The sequence below is a fragment of the Yersinia sp. 2466 StPb PI genome, from assembly GCF_041538325.1.
Lineage (GTDB): Bacteria > Pseudomonadota > Gammaproteobacteria > Enterobacterales > Enterobacteriaceae > Yersinia > Yersinia enterocolitica_E.
In genome coordinates, this window is sequence record NZ_JAULSL010000001.1 from 4,503,201 (window position 1) to 4,520,021 (window position 16,821).

The window sequence follows — 16,821 nt, forward strand, 5'->3', positions numbered from 1 at the left end:
CCAACGAACGAATCCTAATAATCTGACTCAAGTCAGTGATTCGTTTAAGCCGGAGCCACTAGCCACACTGCAACTTCGAGTAAGAAAGAGTGCAGGTTAATGCAATGAATCAAAGATATCAGGCGTTAGCCGTCACTACTTTATTGCCAGCTATTTCAGCAGAGCGGCGGATCCACAATTCACGCCATTTTTTCAGTGCTGATATCAGGATAATGACGCCCAGTGTCATCATAATAATCGAGATGATGCCATTGAACAGATTGTAGCCCTTAGCTGCTGAGTTGAAATACACGTGAGTGATCATCCAGTAACCAGCATAGTTTACGGTTACAAACAGATAGGCCAGTGGAATAACACAGGTCAGCATGTAAATACGTTTGGTTGCCAACCGCAGAATAATAGTGGCACCAATGATTAAACCAACAGAAGCCATTAATTGGTTTGATACGCCGAATAACGCCCAGACAGAGTTGATATCACCTGAGTTAAGCAGGTAACCCCACAGTGCGCAGGCAATAACACTGCATGCCAATGTACCTGGTAACCAATCAGTACGTTTCAGTGGTGCCCAAATATCACCTAAGAAGTCTTGCAGCAGATAACGAGCAACACGCGTGCCGGAGTCAACAGCGGTCAGAATAAATACCGCTTCAAACATAACAACAAATTGGAAGAAGTAAGCCGCCAGACTGCTGAACCATGGCACACGAATGAAGATATCCGTCATACCAACAGCTAAGGTTACCGCACCACCGGTACGACCATAGAGATCCAGGCCAATTTCCTGACTCAGTTTTGGCAAGTTCACCACTTCCATACCGAGCATGCTCCAGGCTTCAGCGGAAGAGTTAATCGCAAAGTAGTCAGCAGGATGCAAGGAGGTTGCCGCGATCAAGGCCATAACCCCAACCATACATTCGGCCAGCATCGCACCAAAGCCGACGGGTAAGATATCACTCCATTTGTCGATCTGTTTTGGTGTTGTCCCTGAGCCGATAAAGGCATGGAAACCAGAAATGGCACCACAGGCAATGGTAATAGAGATAAACGGCCAGACTGGGCCTGCCAACACCGGGCCTCCACCATGAATAAACTGGGTCAATGCCGGGAATTGAATTTCAGGGTTAATAAATACAACTCCAACAATCAACGCACCGAATACACCGATCTTCATAAAGCTGGAAAGATAACCACGAGGGGTTAATAGCATCCACACAGGGAGGGCGGTCGCAAAGAAAGCATACATTGGCAGGATGATACTGACGGTATCCGCTTTCAGCATTAACCAATCGCCCAGCCAGGTTCCTTCAATATAAGGGCCGACAAATACGCACACCATGATAGCAGCGATACCGACATAAGAAGCGCCCTTCATGCTGCCAGTCATGCGCTCCCATAAGCCAACGCAGATAGCGATAGGGATTGTCATGAACACGGCGAAAGTACCCCAAGGGTTACGTTCCAGTGCATGTACCACCACCATCGACAACCCGGCCATGGTAATAGTAATGATGAACAACATTGCCAGACCAGTACACCAGCCAGCAACCGGACCAAGCTCTGATTTTGCCACTTCCGACAGGGATTTCCCCTGATGTTTCATGGAAGCAAACAGCACAACCGTATCGTGAACCGCGCCGCCGATCACACAACCGATCAGCAACCACAGAAAACCAGGTAAATAACCATATTGGGCTGCCAGCACAGGGCCGACCAATGGACCAGCCGCAGCGATTGCCGCAAAGTGGCTACCAAAGTTCACCCATTTTTTAGTTGGAACGTAATCTTTACCATCTTCGAAGGTGTGGGAAGGTGTTACTTCACTGTCATCGACGCGCAAAACCTTACGAACAAAAAAGATACCGTATAAACGGTAGCAGATCATAAGGATACACGCTGAAGCGATAACAAAGGTAATCGCATGTTGCATGAGCATTCTCTCCAGGGAATTTGTCAGGCGTTAACATACGCCTGACCCCTAAGAGAAATATCAGCGATCTGGTTAAGCGGTAGTTTGTATCATTAAGCGGTTAAAAAGAGCCACCCAGTGGTGACTCAATATCATAAAGATCAGAAAGAGTGCGGGTAGATAAACCACTACTCTAAAAAATAGGACTGTAACTTTTTGCGCTCAGCGCTACCCAGGCCGAACTCCTGTTGCAACCACTGTTCACGACTACCATAACGCTGTTGAATACTACGCAGAGCAGTTTGAATAAACTCTTCTTTGGCCGATAAGACAAAAGCGAATTGCCCTAACGCTTGGTCATTCAGTTTGAGTGCCAACTCTGCCAGCATATGCTCACGGAAAGGGGCCAGAGTGGTTTCAGTCAACAGATAATCTTCCAATACCGTCGATTCATCGGCACCCAAGGCAAATAACACCAGTGCAGAACCAATACCAGTACGGTCTTTCCCGACAGCACAATGTTGTACCACACCCGCAGCAGCATGCTCCGAAGATGCGCAATTTTGCAACAATCCAACCAGTTGTTTATAGGCTTGATTATTAAAAGGCAGCCGGCGATAAAGCTCTAACATAAAACCACGGGCATCAAATGCCGCTAATGTCTCGTTAGTCAGTTTTTCCAAATTGGCATTGACTTCACTGCTCAGCGGGTTGGCCGGAATATTGTGATAACTGGCGCCAGTCCACACCACATCTGGTTTAGCCTGAACTTCATCGGCATCGCGATAATCAAGAATTTGAGCGACGGAGCCACTACTGAGGAAATCACAATCTCTGGTACTTAAGCGGTCGAGTGAACCTGAGCGGAACAGCAATCCGCGCTTGATACACCGCCCATCAGCAGCCTGATTACCGCCAAGGTCACGAAAATTAATACCGCCATCAAGTGCGATTAGGGAGGGATGGGATAGAGCAGTTTTCGTCATATTTTCCTCTTATTATTGTTCTTTATAAGAGTGATGACCTTAGCAGATAAACCGGAAAAATAAAAAACGGGCCAGAAGACTGACCCGATAACAGACAGTTTGTTGACTCGCCAATCGTCGCTATTAGCTCAGACGGCGGGCCTAGATCAAATGACGAGCTGCTTCTACCACAATTTTCACCGCGTCACTTTCAGTCGCTTTCATAGTTTCTTCGTTTGGGATCTCTTGCTGGGTGCGATTTACAATTACCCCTGCGACCATGCCGGCGCGCAAGCCCTGGCTGGCACACATGGTGAGCAAGGTTGCAGATTCCATTTCATAATTCATCACGCCCATAGATTGCCATTCTTCCATGGAGCCTTTAAAACGGCTGACAACACGACCAGAGAAGGTGTCATAACGCTCCTGCCCCGGATAGAAGGTATCGGAAGAGGCGGTCACACCAATATGAGTAGTCGCCCCCACTGATTTGGCAGCATTAACTAATGCAGTGGTACAGGTAAAGTCAGCCACTGCTGGGAACTCCATCGGCGCAAAGTGCAGGCTGGCTCCGTCTAAACGCACAGCGGCGGTGGTAACCAACACATCACCAACATTAATATGTGGCTGAATAGCACCAGTGGTACCAATACGTAGGAAAGTCCGTACACCAAGCTGTGCCAGCTCTTCAACCGCAATAGAAGTCGATGGGCCACCGATACCCGTTGAGCAGACGATCACTGCTTTGCCATCCAATTCGGCGCGCCACGAAGTAAATTCACGATGAGAGGCCAAATGTACTGGGTTATCCATCAATTTAGCGATTTTCTCAACACGCTGTGGATCACCCGGAACGATAGCCAGAGTCGCCCCTTGCAGATCATTTTTAGTCAGGCCCAAGTGAAAAACGTCAGATTTAGCCATGTGTGAGAGTCCTCTTTCATGAGAGATGTTGTAGGGAGGTGCAAAGAAATACTTTACTCAAAATTATCACTTTATTTCGTGATGACAGTCACCTTGCCAAAAGAAATGAATTACACGATACATTTTAAATGTGACAAAAATCACATTTAATGGCAGTTAAGACTATTTTTTAGACAAAGCTGGCGAGAAATGACAATTATACCCAAGCTGATTACAGTTGCAGCTAACACCACTGCAACGCCAAGTACGAAAGGTATATTTCTCTATAAGCAGGAATGATAGACCAATATCCTGCTATCAATTGCTAACTGCTATCAATTGCTAACTTCTATCGATTGTTAAACTCTATCAACTATTAGTCTGAGTTATAAAATTCAAGATATGAATCACCAAAAATTATAATTACAAAAAACCTGATCTCATTAATCTCAAAGATTACCTATAGTTAAACTCGGCAATAGCAAAAATCGGGGAGTAATGGGTAATTCAACTCGGTAATTTTTTCTCATATCGCAAGGAGACTACAGTGAAAACTGATCAACTTATGACTCCCAGGCAGGCGGCAGACGGTTTCACCTCTGCGGTAGGCCCACTGGCCTCGACGACCCGCCATACCGATCAACAAGGTATTCACTGCACAGAAACCACCATTCCGTCTCAGGGCGATGAATTACCGGCCTATATTGCCAAACCGGCCCAGCAAAACGGGTCATATCCGGTGGTTATTGTCGTGCAAGAAATCTTTGGCGTACATGAGCATATTCAGGATATCTGCCGCAGACTAGCTAAACAGGGGTATCTGGCCATTGCACCTGAGCTGTTCTTCCGCCAAGGCGATGCCAAAGAATATGATGACATCAATGCATTAGTGAAAAATCTGGTGGGTAAAGTGCCAGACCGTCAGGTTATGGTGGATCTTGATCATGCAGCGCATTGGGCATCACGCCATGGTGGGGATACCAGTAAACTGGCCATTACCGGATTTTGCTGGGGTGGACGGATTGCGTGGTTGTATGCGGCCCATAACCCACAGTTAAAAGCGGCAGTGGCTTGGTATGGCAAACTGGTCGGTGAAAAAACCTTACTGTTACCCAAATCTCCGGTTGATGTCGCGATTGATCTCAATGCTCCGGTGCTAGGGTTGTATGGCGGCAAAGATGGCAGTATTACGCAAGAACATATCGATACTATGCGTCAGGCATTACGTGCAGCAAATGCCGATGCAGAAATCATTGTTTATCCAGATGCTGGGCATGCTTTTAATGCTGACTACCGCCCAAGTTATCACGCCGAATCCGCACTGGATGGCTGGCAGCGGATGCTCGATTGGTTTGATCAACATGGTGTTGCCGCCAATCCCATATCTGAATAAGTGAAATAACGGCAATAAAAAGGGCGCGAGATGCGCCCAGAATTTAACGATTAGACTGAGATAGCATCAGAGTTGTTCTGCACGCAAACGCTGCGCAGCCAGTACCATGTTTGCCAGTGCCTGACGGGTTTCTGGCCAACCACGGGTTTTCAAACCACAATCCGGGTTAACCCACAAACGTTCTGCCGGGATACGTTGAGCGGCTTTACGTAGTAATGCTTCAATCCACTCCACACTTGGCACATTCGGTGAGTGAATATCATAAACGCCGGGCCCAATTTCATTCGGATAAGCAAAATCTTCGAATGACTCGAGCAATTCCATATCGGAGCGAGAGGTTTCAATGGTAATCACATCGGCATCCAGCGCAGCAATGGAATCCATGATGTCATTAAACTCGCAATAACACATATGAGTATGAATCTGGGTGTCATTCTGCGCGACAGCCGCATTCAGTTTAAAGGCATCGACGGCCCATTGTAGATACGCTTGCCAATCGGCACGGCGCAGGGGTAAGCCTTCACGCAGCGCAGGTTCATCAATCTGGATGATACCAATACCGGCTTTCTCCAGATCTTCCACTTCATCACGCAGCGCCAGTGCAATTTGTTTGGCGATGGTTTCACGGCTAACATCTTCGCGCGGGAATGACCAACACAGGATAGTGACCGGGCCGGTCAACATGCCTTTTACTGGTTTGTCCGTCAGCGATTGAGCATATTTGGCCCATTCAACCGTGATAGCTTGCGGGCGGCTGATGTCACCAATAATCACTGGCGGCTTAACACAACGGGAACCGTAGCTCTGCACCCAACCATTTTGGGTAAAAACGAATCCATCCAGATGTTCGCCAAAATATTCAACCATATCATTACGTTCTGCTTCACCATGAACCAATACGTCCAGACCTAAACGCTCCTGTTCAGCAATGGCTTGCTTGATATGTTCGCTGATACCTGTGCGGTAGTTTTTCCCATCCAAACGGCCTTGCTTGAAGTCCAGACGCAGGCCACGGATCTCAGTAGTTTGCGGGAATGAACCGATAGTGGTGGTTGGCCAGGCTGGTAAGTTAAAGCGCTTACGCTGCGCTTCAGCTCGGCCTTCATAAGGCAATTGACGTTCAATATCCTGCGCAGTAATGGCCGCCAGACGTTGTTCCACCTGCGGATTATGTACACGGCTGGAGGATTGACGGACACGGATCGGTGCACTGTACGCTGCCAGTTCGGCCAATTTGGCTTCGCTCGGCGTGTTTAACGCTTGTGTTAATAATGCCAGTTCAGCGCATTTTTGCAGCGCAAAGGCAAACCAGCTTTTCACTTCTGCATCAAGACGTGTTTCTTCACTTAAATCAATCGGGCTGTGTAATAAGGAGCAAGAGCTACCCAACCATAATGGGCGACCATTAACCTGTGGTTGCAGGCGCTCGAACCAGTTGCTAAGGTCAGCACGCCACACGTTACGGCCATTAATCACCCCCAGCGAGAGCAGCCACCCTTTTGGCAATTTTGTATCCAGAACAGCAATATCATCTTTGCCTGCAACCACATCAACATGCAGACCTTGCACTGGCAACTCACGGATAACGTCAAGGTTATGGCCGATGCTGTCGAAATAGGTGGTCAGCAACAATTTAACCTTGCCTTCCAGCACCTGATAAGCCGACTGATAAGCGTCCAGCCACTCTGGTGGTAACTCCAGTACCAGTGCAGGTTCGTCAATCTGTACCCACTCAATGCCACGTTTCGCTAATTCAGCCAGCACTTGTTGGTACACCGGGAGGATATCTTGCAGCAGAGAGAGACGGTCAAACTGCTCGCCTTTAACTTTACCCAGCCACAGATACGTTACCGGGCCCAGCAATACTGGTTTGATTTTGTGACCTAATGCCAGCGCTTCGTCCACCTCATCCAGCAGTTGAATCCAGCCCAGTTTGAACTGCTGACCTAGTTGGAACTCTGGCACCATGTAGTGATAATTGGTGTTAAACCATTTAGTCATTTCCGCCGCTGCCGCAGGCTTACCGGTTGGTGCACGGCCACGGCCAATACGGAAGAGCGTATCCAAATCAATAGAACCATCCGTATTTTGATGGCGCTCTGGGACGTTGCCCAACAGCAGGCTGGTGGTCAATACATGGTCATACCACGCGAAGTCACCGACCGGCACCAAATCAATACCTGCTTGCTGCTGCTGTTGCCAATGGCGGGCGCGCAATTCACGACCCACATTGAGCAGTTCTTCTTGCGTGGAGTTGCCTGCCCAGTAACTTTCTTGTGCTTTTTTCAGTTCACGTTTCAGACCTACACGCGGAAAACCCAGTGTGTGATTTAAAATTGTCATCGTCATATTTCCCATTTAGCCATCCAGATGTTTACACATCCATAATCAGCAGGTACTGTATAATCCACAAGCGCATTTTGTTCACTGTCACTGTGAAGGACTCTCATGATCGAACTGAAACACTTACGCACCCTGCAAGCTTTGCGTAATACCGGCTCGCTGGCGGCGGCGGCAACGCAACTTCATCAGACACAATCGGCCTTGTCTCATCAATTCAGCGATCTGGAACAACGTCTGGGCTACCGTCTGTTTGTGCGTAAAAGCCAGCCGCTACGTTTCACTACGCAGGGAGAGATCTTGTTACAACTCGCAGAACAAGTGCTGCCACAAATTAAACAGGCACTGCAAACCTGCAATGAGCCGCACCAAACTGCGCTGCGCATCGCCATCGAATGCCATAGCTGTATTCAGTGGCTGGCACCTGCCTTGGATAACTTCCACAAAAACTGGCCGCAAGTGGCGATGGACTTCCAATCAGGCGTGACTTTCGATCCTCAACCCGCCTTGCAGCAAGGGGAGCTGGATCTGGTGCTGACATCAGATATCTTGCCGCGCAGTGGTCTGCACTATTCGCCAATGTTTGATTTTGAGGTGCGTCTGGTGCTGGCACCAGACCACCCATTAGCCAATAAGGCCCGCATCGAGCCGGAAGATTTAGCGCAAGAAGTGTTAATGATTTATCCGGTACAGCGGCAACGGTTAGATGTCTGGCGGCATTTCCTGCAACCCGCGGGGGTAAATCCGCCGCTGAAGAATGTGGATAATACTTTGCTACTGATTCAAATGGTGTCAGCACGCATGGGGATCGCCGCCCTACCACATTGGGTGGTAGAGAGTTTCGAACGTCAGGGATTGGTCGTCACTAAAACGCTGGGAAATGGTTTATGGAGCCGGTTATACGCGGCCGTCCGTGATGGAGAGCAGCGCCAACCGGTTACTGAAGCTTTTATTCGTTCGGCCCGGCAACACGCTTGCGAGAGTCTGCCGTTTGTAAAGAATGCGGAGCGACCCAACGCCGGTGTACCCATAGCGAAGCCATTATCACAATGGCCCCAATGATAAAACTGGGCCAATGGGGCTTTTCTTGCCAAATCGCCAGATTCACCAGCAGCCCAGCCGGAACATGCACGTTATTCATGATCCCCAAGGTGCCAGCATCGACTTGTGTCGCGCCATAGTTCCACATGAAATAACCTAGCGCAGAAGCCCCGACGCCCAGCCACACCAACACGCCCCACTGCAATTGCGTCGTGGGTAGTTTTTGTGGGTTACCAAAGGCAAACCAGGCAACAACCGCGACGGCGAAAGCACCAATATAGAACCATGAGAATGCCACATGCTGTGGGATCGGGTGGACTTCCATCAAGCGTTTGTAGCCCACTTGTCCGATGGCAAAACAGAGGTTTGCCGCCTGAACCAGCAGTAACCCCCACCAAAAATGCTCGCTCAAATGGTCGTAGCGAATGATAGCCGCCCCGACTACTGCCAGTAACGCACTCAGAGCATAGCCCCAGCGCAGACGCTGGCGGCGCAGTAAATCATAGATCAAAGTGACATACAGCGGGGTCATCACCGTGAACAGCAAGAATTCCGGTACCGTCAGGTAGAGATAGGCACGGAAGCTGAACAAGTACATGATACCTAACTGAATTGAGCCCACGGCCATGTACAGCAGAATCACCCGCCAGTGGATGTTTTTCCAGCGCAAGAACGGCAAAAAGACCAGCGCGGCTAGCCCAACCCGCATTAGCACAGAGAACCAACTATCCACCTGTCCTGCCAGATATTCGCCAATCAGGCTAAATGAAAATGCCCATAAAATGGTGGTAACGACCAGTAACAACACGATAGTTTGGCTCATTGAGAATGATAAAGTGCAATTGTAGCGGAAGCCACAACGCAACTTTGCACAAACTAGGTTTACATCTGCTCGTATTTAACCCAGTCGAACTATCTTCATCTCAGGTACTATTCCAATAATCACCTAAGAGTTACATTCCCACGCCGATAATGGTCAGGATTAACGGTGTTGTGACCGCGGCAAGCACTGTAGACATCACCAAACTGGCGGCGGCTGGGCCAGTCAGTACATTAAACTGGCGTGACATCAGATACACATTCACGCCGGTAGCCATTGACCCCAGTAATACCACCACCTGCGTTTCCAGCGCTGGCAGGCCCATCGCCCATGCCAATGCCCAGATCACCATCGGCTGAACAATCAATTTGAGAAAACAGATCGCACTGCTGATTTGCCAGCCTTCCGTGACGCGATATTCCGCCAGCCCCATTCCCAATACAATCAGCGACAACGGCGGTGCTACCTGCCCTAACATGGTTACAGGTTGATCAATAAACTGCGGTAATTGCAGACCAGTCAGGCTGAATAAAGTGCCGGAAATAATTCCTATAATCAGAGGGTTAGTCAGCACGCTACGAGCAGTTTTCGCAAAGCCCTCCAGTGTTGGCGAGCCATTGCGCGCCCACTCCACCGAGATGGTGACTAATGTCCAGAGGATCAGGCCGTTAAACACCAAAACCAGCGCCACTGCTGGGATAGATTTCTCCCCCAACATAATGGTGGCAATAGGCAGGCCCAGCATCACGTTATTAGAGAAAATGCCGCCGAGGGCAAAAACGGAACCGGACACGCCATCCAGATGAAATATCCGGCTGGCAACAATCCGCCCGATAACAAACACCACTAGACAACTACCAAAAAAGGCAATCAGCAGGCGTGCATCCACCGCTGGGCGCTCAGAGAAATCGCACATCATACGAAACAGCATAGCGGGCAATGCGAGGGAGAAAACAAAGCGGGTCAGGCCATCAGTTATGGCAGAGGGCCACTTACCAAATCGTACCAAACAGTAACCCAGCGCAAGCAGCACAAATAACGGTGAAGACAACACAATCTGGTGCCAGAGCGAAATAACAAAGGCGGGCATGGTTCACTTCCTGTCAAGCCGGGCCAGACCAGCCCGTAAATGTAAGAATGGCTGACCTACTCTGTTTCCTGTTTTATTTATATCAAAGTCATTGGGGTTACAGGTAGGCAGCAAGCTAACGCCCCTGTAGCTTCAAGGACGAGGGCATATCAAATCTATACGGTCAGTACAGATACAGTCAACGCCCCACTTTAACAATTCCTGCGCACGCGCTGGTTGGTTGACGGTATAGACCAAAATACGCAGCCCGGCGGCTTTGAGTAACGCTACTCGCTCCGCGGTCAACTGTTTGTAGTTAATGTGCAAAGAGACACAATCCAACTGACGGGTCATCGCCTGCCAGTTGTCATCCCATTTATCCAACAATAAACCACGTGGCAGCTCAGGTGCGGCCTGCTGGGCTGCAGCTAATGCATCAAACGAAAAAGAGGACAATAACGGCGGTATCGCCTGACCTTGCCACAACAAGCGGGCAGCCAGTGCAATAGCTCGGCCAGTGGCTATTTCAGTGCCAGTGGTGGGTTTAATCTCGATATTAGCAGCCATATCATGCTGTGCACAGCGAGCTGCCACTTCGGATAAAAGAGGCAGGCGCTCACCACGAAATGCTGTGCTATACCAGTCTCCGGCATCTAATTGAAAAAGTTTTTCCCATGACAAATCACCGGCAACTCCCCAGCCATTACTGGTGCGTTCCAGCGTATCGTCATGCAATAGAAATATCTGGCCGTCGTGCGATAATTTTACGTCAAACTCAATCATCTTGTGGCCATAACGAGCGCCAACATCAATGGCTGCTAAGGTGTTTTCCGGTGCCAGTGAACCACCACCGCGGTGAGCGACGATCGAAGGGTAAGGCCAGTTTTTACTCATGATTCCATCCGTAGTCCGCTATCTGAATCAAAAAAGTGCAGCGCCGTTGGTGGTAAATATAAATGTAATGTACTGCCCACCACAGGCATTTCCTCGTGGGATAGGCGGGCAATAACACTCTGTCCACCCCACTGACCATGTGCCAGATTATCTGCACCCAACAATTCCAGCGTCAATAGTGGCATCGGTATACCCTGCGCCGAAGTTACCTGCTGAATATGCTCCGGGCGAATGCCGAGGGTCAAGCGCCGATCCGCCCATTGTGGCCGAGGCTGTTCCAACGGCAGAGTTAGGCTATCAGATAAAATAAAGGCGTGCCCATCTGGGCTGACAGTGCCAGCTAACAGGTTCATCGCCGGTGAACCGATAAAACTGGCCACAAACAGTGTCGCTGGCCGTTGGTAAACCTCGCTTGGCGTACCAATTTGTTCGGCAACCCCTTTATTCATCACAATCACCCGCTGAGCCAATGTCATCGCCTCAACCTGATCATGGGTCACATATAGACTGGTGGTTTTTAGTCGGCGGTGCAACTGTTGCAGCTCAAGGCGCATCTGCACCCGCAGTTTGGCATCCAGATTGGAAAGTGGCTCATCAAACAAGAAAACCGCCGGTTCACGCACAATGGCCCGCCCCATTGCCACCCGCTGCCGCTGGCCGCCAGATAGTTCACGCGGTTTACGTTTTAGTAGCGGTTGCAGTTCCAGAATACGTGCGGCTTCATCCACTCGCTGGCGGATCTGCTCTTTGCCAAAACCACGAATTTTTAGGCCATAAGCCATGTTGTCAAACACACTCATGTGGGGATACAGCGCGTAGTTCTGAAACACCATCGCGATGCCACGATCTTTGGGTTCCATATGGGTAACCCGCTGATTATCAATATAGATATCACCACTGGTGGTGCGCTCCAATCCAGCAACCATACGCAGCAGCGTCGATTTACCGCAGCCAGAAGGGCCAACCATTACGATGAATTCACCGTCGGCGACATCTAAATCAATTTGTTTAATCACTGGCGTGACGCCGTCATAAGATTTGGTTACTGCCTGAAGTTTTAAACATGCCATATCAGATTACTTCTCACTGTCTACCAGGCCGCGTACAAACCAACGCTGCATCAGAAGGACCACCGCGACCGGTGGAATTAAAGTCAGGATCATCGCTGCCATCACCTGATTCCATTGGGTTGGCGCACCTGAGCTAGAGATCATGCTCCTTATCCCAGCCACCGCGGTGCCCATAGAGGTATCGCTGGTAATCAAAATTGGCCAAAGATATTGGTTCCAACCATAGATAAAAGTGATCACAAACAGCGCGGCCAAATTAGTTTTAGATAGTGGCAATACGATATCCAAAAAAAAGCGCATCGCCCCGGCACCGTCAATGCGCGCCGCTTCCAATAGCTCATCGGGCAGGGTCATAAAGAACTGGCGGAATAAGAACGTTGCAGTGGCTGACGCCATCAGCGGCAGGGTCAACCCGGTATAACTGTCGAGCATATTCAGGTTCGCAATCACCTGAATTGTTGGGAAAATACGCACTTCCACCGGCAGCATCAGGGTCAGGAAAATCAACCAAAAAAACAGGTTACGTAGCGGGAAGCGAAAGTAAACGATGGCATAAGCAGACAACATCGACACGGTGATTTTGCCAACAGTAATCGCAAACGCCATCACGAAACTGTTAAACAGCATCAACCCGAAAGGCGCACTGTTATTCCCCACCCCGACATGCCAGATGTGGCTAATGTTCTGCCACAAATAGGGCCCGGGGATCAGGGTCATCGGCACCTGAAACACTTGGGTGTCATCCAGCGACGCGGCAACAAAAGCCACATACAGTGGGAATAAAATCAGTAACACGCCGATAATCAGCATGACGTGACAAAAAATGTCCAGCCCACGACGATTCTCAATCATTGGTAACGCACCTTACGTTCAACAAAACGGAACTGGATAACCGTCAGGCCAATCACCAGTAACATCAGCACCACCGACTGAGCGGCAGAGCTAGATAAGTCCAGGCCAGCAAAGCCTTCGCGATAAATTTTATAAATCAGGGTCGTCGTGGCTTGCATCGGCCCACCGCCCGTCGCCGCATCGATAACGGGGAAAGTATCGAAGAAGGCATAGACCAGATTCACCACCAGCAGGAAGAAACTGACCGGTGAAATCAGCGGCAGCACCAGATTAAAGAAGCGGCGTACTGGTCCGGCGCCGTCAATTGCAGCGGCTTCAACCAATGAGCGCGGAATGGATTGCAGCGCGGCAAGGAAAAACAGGAAGTTATAACTGATTTGCTTCCATACTGAAGCCAACACCACCAAGAACATGGCCTGCCCGCTGTTTTGCGCGTGGTTCCAGTTGTAACCCAATGTGGCAAGGAAATGTGTTATCAACCCCAGCCCCGGATTAAACAGGAAAATCCACAATACAGCAGCGATAGCAGGGGCCACCGCATACGGCAGAATCATTAAGGTTTGATAGATACGGCTGCCGCGCAGAACGTAATCCACCATGGCGGCCAGAAACAGCGAAACAATCAAACCAATACCAGCCACCAACGAGCTAAAAATCAGCGTGGTATAAAACGAAGCCAAATAGTATTCATCCTGAAAAAGCTGAATAAAGTTACTCAGCCCGACAAATTTATTGGAGAGGCCAAAAGGGTCCAACATTTGTACCGAGTACCACAGCGCCTCCCCGGCAGGCCACAGGAAGAAAACAGCGGTAATGGCCAGTTGGGGCAATACCAACAGGTAAGGCAACCAACTACAGGAGAAACCGGGACGGGAAGGTGACATAAAATTAACCGTTTCTCAGATGTGATATTGATTACACCAGCGTGCTAATTGAAAACGTGACGCCCTAATTTAATACCGCACAGCACTATTTGTTGGCGTTATTGGCGCAGGCAGTTTGGGTGCGAACAGTGCACCCAAACTGGCAAGTAGAGTAGCCAAATAACCTTATTGATTAGCTTGTTCAAAGCGGCGTAGTAACACATCACCACGTTTAACGGCGCTATCCAACGCTTCTTGAGCTGTCTTCTTACCGGTCCACACCCCTTCCAACTCTTCATCTACCACGGTACGGATCTGTGGCATGTTGCCCAGACGCAAGCCTTTGGTGTACGGCAATGGCGGTTTGTTCAACATCTGGCGAGTCGCCACGTCAGCACCTGGGTTCTTATCATAGAAACCTTGCTGTTTAGTCAGCTCATAGGCTGCCGTCGTAATCGGTAGATAACCCGTCTTCTGATGCCATTCAGCAGCAATTTCCGGTTGAGCCAAGTATTGCAGGAATTCAGCGACACCTTTGTAAGTATCTTTATCTTTGCCATCCATCACCCACAGACTGGCACCGCCGATAATGGCGTTTTGTGGTACATTTTTCTCGTCAGAATCGTAAGGCATCATGCCAACGCCATAGTTAAATTTGGCGTAATGGCGAATATCCGCAAGGGAACCTGAAGAAGCAGTGGTAATGGCACAATCACCGTTATAGAACTTGGCAGTGGACTCATCTTTGCGGCCAAAATAGGTGAAATCGCCTTTTTTATTCATATCTGACAGCAACTGGATGTGCTTAATCTGTACTGGCTTATTGAATTCCAGTACCGCATCGGTGCCATCAAAGCCATTGTTACGGCTGGCAATAGGTTGGCCGTGCCAGGCACTGAAGTTTTCAATTTGAATCCAACCCTGCCAGCCGCTGGCGTACCCACAGCTTGAACCCGCAGCGCGCAGTTTTGCAGTATCGGCCGCCAATTCCTGCCATGTTTTTGGCGGTTGATCCGGGTTCAGCCCTGCTTTCTTAAAGGCATCTTTGTTGTAGTACAACACGGGAGTGGAACTGTTAAATGGTTGAGATAATAAGTGACCGGTTTTGGCATCGGTGTAATAACCGGCCACTGTTGGCACAAACACCGATTCATCAAATTTGATATTGGCATCTTTAAATACTTGGAATACCGGCTTAATCGCCTTGCTGGCCATCATGGTGGCAGTGCCCACTTCATACACCTGCAAGATTGCGGGGGCTTTACCCGAGCGAAACGCGGCTATCCCTGCCGCCAGGCTCTGTTCGTAGTTCCCTTTATATACAGGTACGATTTTATAGTCGCTATGGGACTGGTTAAATCGGTCAGCTAATGAATTAACCTCGACACCTAACTCCCCTTCCATCGAATGCCAAAAAGGAATTTCAGTCACTGCCATCGTATTGGCACTAAATGCCAATGTCAGCGCAATACCAAGCGATGTCTTACGAATGATTTTATTAAACATATTGGCCCCTGAATAAATCCGTATAGCTCACATCAATGAATTACTGTGGACAAGTGAGCGAAATAAATCAGTTTTTGTTCGCAAGCAAACATGACACCCTTTCATGACGGAAATATAACAATTACATGACATAAAAATAAACAAGACATGTCAACATCATTAATTACCCCAATAACACAAACCATTATAAAAATAAAATTACCACCATTTAAAAAACAATATTAAATTAAAAAAACTTAAAAACCCACACGTAAACACTAAAAATTCCATCAAGAATAAATATTAATAATATTACACCAGCCATCCATAACAATATTAAATGAAATATAATCAGCACAATAAAATAGGACTAACTCTTACTTGAAAAAATACCATTTAAAATGTTAGTGTTCTTTCCGGCTTATGTGGAAGTGTATTAACATGACTTTTAACACCCTCATTATCATCACCATAAAAGCCACAAGCATCATTAATCCCTTTCCAGTTGGATAAGGATTTTATATATAACGGACTATCAGGTATTTAATAATGAAAAAGACGCTACTTTCTATTATTACTATGGCGATATTAACCACCAGTGTTAGCGCCAATGCGAATGTAATGACAAGTTTACAATCTGGTATAAATAACGCTCAAATTCAAGGTATTCAGAGTATGAATCAGTCTGATCAGAGTGTATATTTCAAACCTGCATTAACGAAAGAGATTACGGTTGAATTAGAAGTACCTCAAATAGTCAAATTTTCCAAATCAAATGGTGACGAACTGAGTTTAATTAAACTTAGCATGAACTCCACCATGAACTCATACAAGGCGACAGAGAACATCCGAGTAGAATCTAATGGCGACAGTAAAGTTCGTATTGGCCTTGGAAAACCATTTGATTTAGTGTCTAACAATGGTTCAAGAATACAATCTACCCCTACCGTAATGATAGGTAATACGATGCTGAGTAGAGCTGCTAATGTTGGGCTTGGTGGTCATATGGCAACATTCCCCTTAACTAACTCAGTACTCGATACCACTCTAGACATTAGCGTAAACGGCAACGGACTTAAGTCTGCCGAAGTATACACTGGCACACTTAATCTAGTTATTGAAACGGCTGCATAACTCAGTAAAACATTATAATTTCCTTATTATTAACACATACAGTCAGGGGGTAAACTCCTGGCTGCATGCTCCTTTGAACCAAA

The 16,821-nt window shown here is 48.2% G+C and carries 14 protein-coding genes; 3 read left to right on the forward strand and 11 right to left on the reverse strand.

What is annotated here, in order from left to right; all coding sequences use genetic code 11:
• Positions 1 to 118 precede the first annotated feature (118 nt).
• From Q2T72_RS20335 to udp, 3 genes are all read right to left on the reverse strand, one after another.
• Positions 119 to 1,930 (reverse strand): carbon starvation protein A, encoded by a 1,812-nt coding sequence (locus tag Q2T72_RS20335; protein WP_372569741.1) that lies wholly within the window; start codon positions 1,928 to 1,930, stop codon positions 119 to 121.
• A 167-nt stretch (positions 1,931 to 2,097) separates the two neighbouring features.
• Positions 2,098 to 2,895: a tyrosine-protein phosphatase gene (locus Q2T72_RS20340; protein WP_372569742.1), complete on the reverse strand. Its 798-nt coding sequence runs from the start codon at positions 2,893 to 2,895 to the stop codon at positions 2,098 to 2,100.
• A gap of 141 nt (positions 2,896 to 3,036) precedes the next feature.
• A complete protein-coding gene (gene udp, locus Q2T72_RS20345) occupies positions 3,037 to 3,798 on the reverse strand; it encodes a uridine phosphorylase (RefSeq protein WP_005187884.1) in 762 nt (253 codons plus the stop codon).
• A gap of 526 nt (positions 3,799 to 4,324) precedes the next feature.
• On the opposite strand from udp, the gene Q2T72_RS20350 reads away from it, so the two are divergent.
• A complete protein-coding gene (locus Q2T72_RS20350) occupies positions 4,325 to 5,170 on the forward strand; it encodes a dienelactone hydrolase family protein (protein ID WP_372569743.1) in 846 nt (281 codons plus the stop codon).
• 66 nt (positions 5,171 to 5,236) lie between these two features.
• Here Q2T72_RS20350 and metE read toward each other — a convergent pair whose 3' ends face one another.
• Positions 5,237 to 7,513: a 5-methyltetrahydropteroyltriglutamate--homocysteine S-methyltransferase gene (gene metE, locus Q2T72_RS20355; protein WP_372569744.1), complete on the reverse strand. Its 2,277-nt coding sequence runs from the start codon at positions 7,511 to 7,513 to the stop codon at positions 5,237 to 5,239.
• A gap of 105 nt (positions 7,514 to 7,618) precedes the next feature.
• On the opposite strand from metE, the gene metR reads away from it, so the two are divergent.
• Entirely contained in the window at positions 7,619 to 8,572 is a 954-nt protein-coding gene (gene metR, locus Q2T72_RS20360; protein ID WP_083161998.1) for an HTH-type transcriptional regulator MetR, read from the forward strand.
• Here the strand turns inward: metR and Q2T72_RS20365 are convergent.
• The 7 genes from Q2T72_RS20365 to ugpB all read right to left on the reverse strand — a co-directional run bounded on the left by Q2T72_RS20365 (position 8,460) and on the right by ugpB (position 15,625).
• Positions 8,460 to 9,359, reverse strand: coding sequence for a carboxylate/amino acid/amine transporter (locus tag Q2T72_RS20365; protein ID WP_032906902.1), 900 nt, complete (start codon positions 9,357 to 9,359; stop codon positions 8,460 to 8,462). The two genes, metR and Q2T72_RS20365, sit on opposite strands and share 113 nt — an antisense overlap.
• A gap of 145 nt (positions 9,360 to 9,504) precedes the next feature.
• Positions 9,505 to 10,461 (reverse strand): AEC family transporter, encoded by a 957-nt coding sequence (locus Q2T72_RS20370; RefSeq protein WP_083161997.1) that lies wholly within the window; start codon positions 10,459 to 10,461, stop codon positions 9,505 to 9,507.
• A 132-nt stretch (positions 10,462 to 10,593) separates the two neighbouring features.
• Positions 10,594 to 11,334, reverse strand: a complete 741-nt coding sequence (gene ugpQ / locus Q2T72_RS20375) for a glycerophosphodiester phosphodiesterase (RefSeq protein ID WP_083161996.1) — start codon at positions 11,332 to 11,334, stop codon at positions 10,594 to 10,596.
• Positions 11,331 to 12,404 carry a sn-glycerol-3-phosphate import ATP-binding protein UgpC gene (locus tag Q2T72_RS20380; RefSeq protein WP_083161994.1) on the reverse strand — a complete coding sequence of 358 codons (1,074 nt, stop codon included), beginning with the start codon at positions 12,402 to 12,404 and terminating at the stop codon, positions 11,331 to 11,333. Before Q2T72_RS20380 ends, ugpQ begins: the two co-directional genes overlap by 4 nt.
• Before the next feature lie 6 nt (positions 12,405 to 12,410).
• Positions 12,411 to 13,256: a sn-glycerol-3-phosphate ABC transporter permease UgpE gene (ugpE, locus tag Q2T72_RS20385; RefSeq protein WP_372569745.1), complete on the reverse strand. Its 846-nt coding sequence runs from the start codon at positions 13,254 to 13,256 to the stop codon at positions 12,411 to 12,413.
• Complete coding sequence (gene ugpA, locus Q2T72_RS20390) at positions 13,253 to 14,140, reverse strand: sn-glycerol-3-phosphate ABC transporter permease UgpA (protein ID WP_083161990.1); 888 nt, start codon at positions 14,138 to 14,140, stop codon at positions 13,253 to 13,255. Before ugpA ends, ugpE begins: the two co-directional genes overlap by 4 nt.
• 165 nt (positions 14,141 to 14,305) lie before the next feature.
• Positions 14,306 to 15,625: a sn-glycerol-3-phosphate ABC transporter substrate-binding protein UgpB gene (gene ugpB / locus Q2T72_RS20395; RefSeq protein WP_083161988.1), complete on the reverse strand. Its 1,320-nt coding sequence runs from the start codon at positions 15,623 to 15,625 to the stop codon at positions 14,306 to 14,308.
• A 528-nt stretch (positions 15,626 to 16,153) separates the two neighbouring features.
• Here ugpB and Q2T72_RS20400 point away from each other — a divergent pair.
• Positions 16,154 to 16,738 (forward strand): CS1 type fimbrial major subunit, encoded by a 585-nt coding sequence (locus Q2T72_RS20400; RefSeq protein WP_083161986.1) that lies wholly within the window; start codon positions 16,154 to 16,156, stop codon positions 16,736 to 16,738.
• The last annotated feature ends 83 nt before the right edge of the window (positions 16,739 to 16,821 follow it).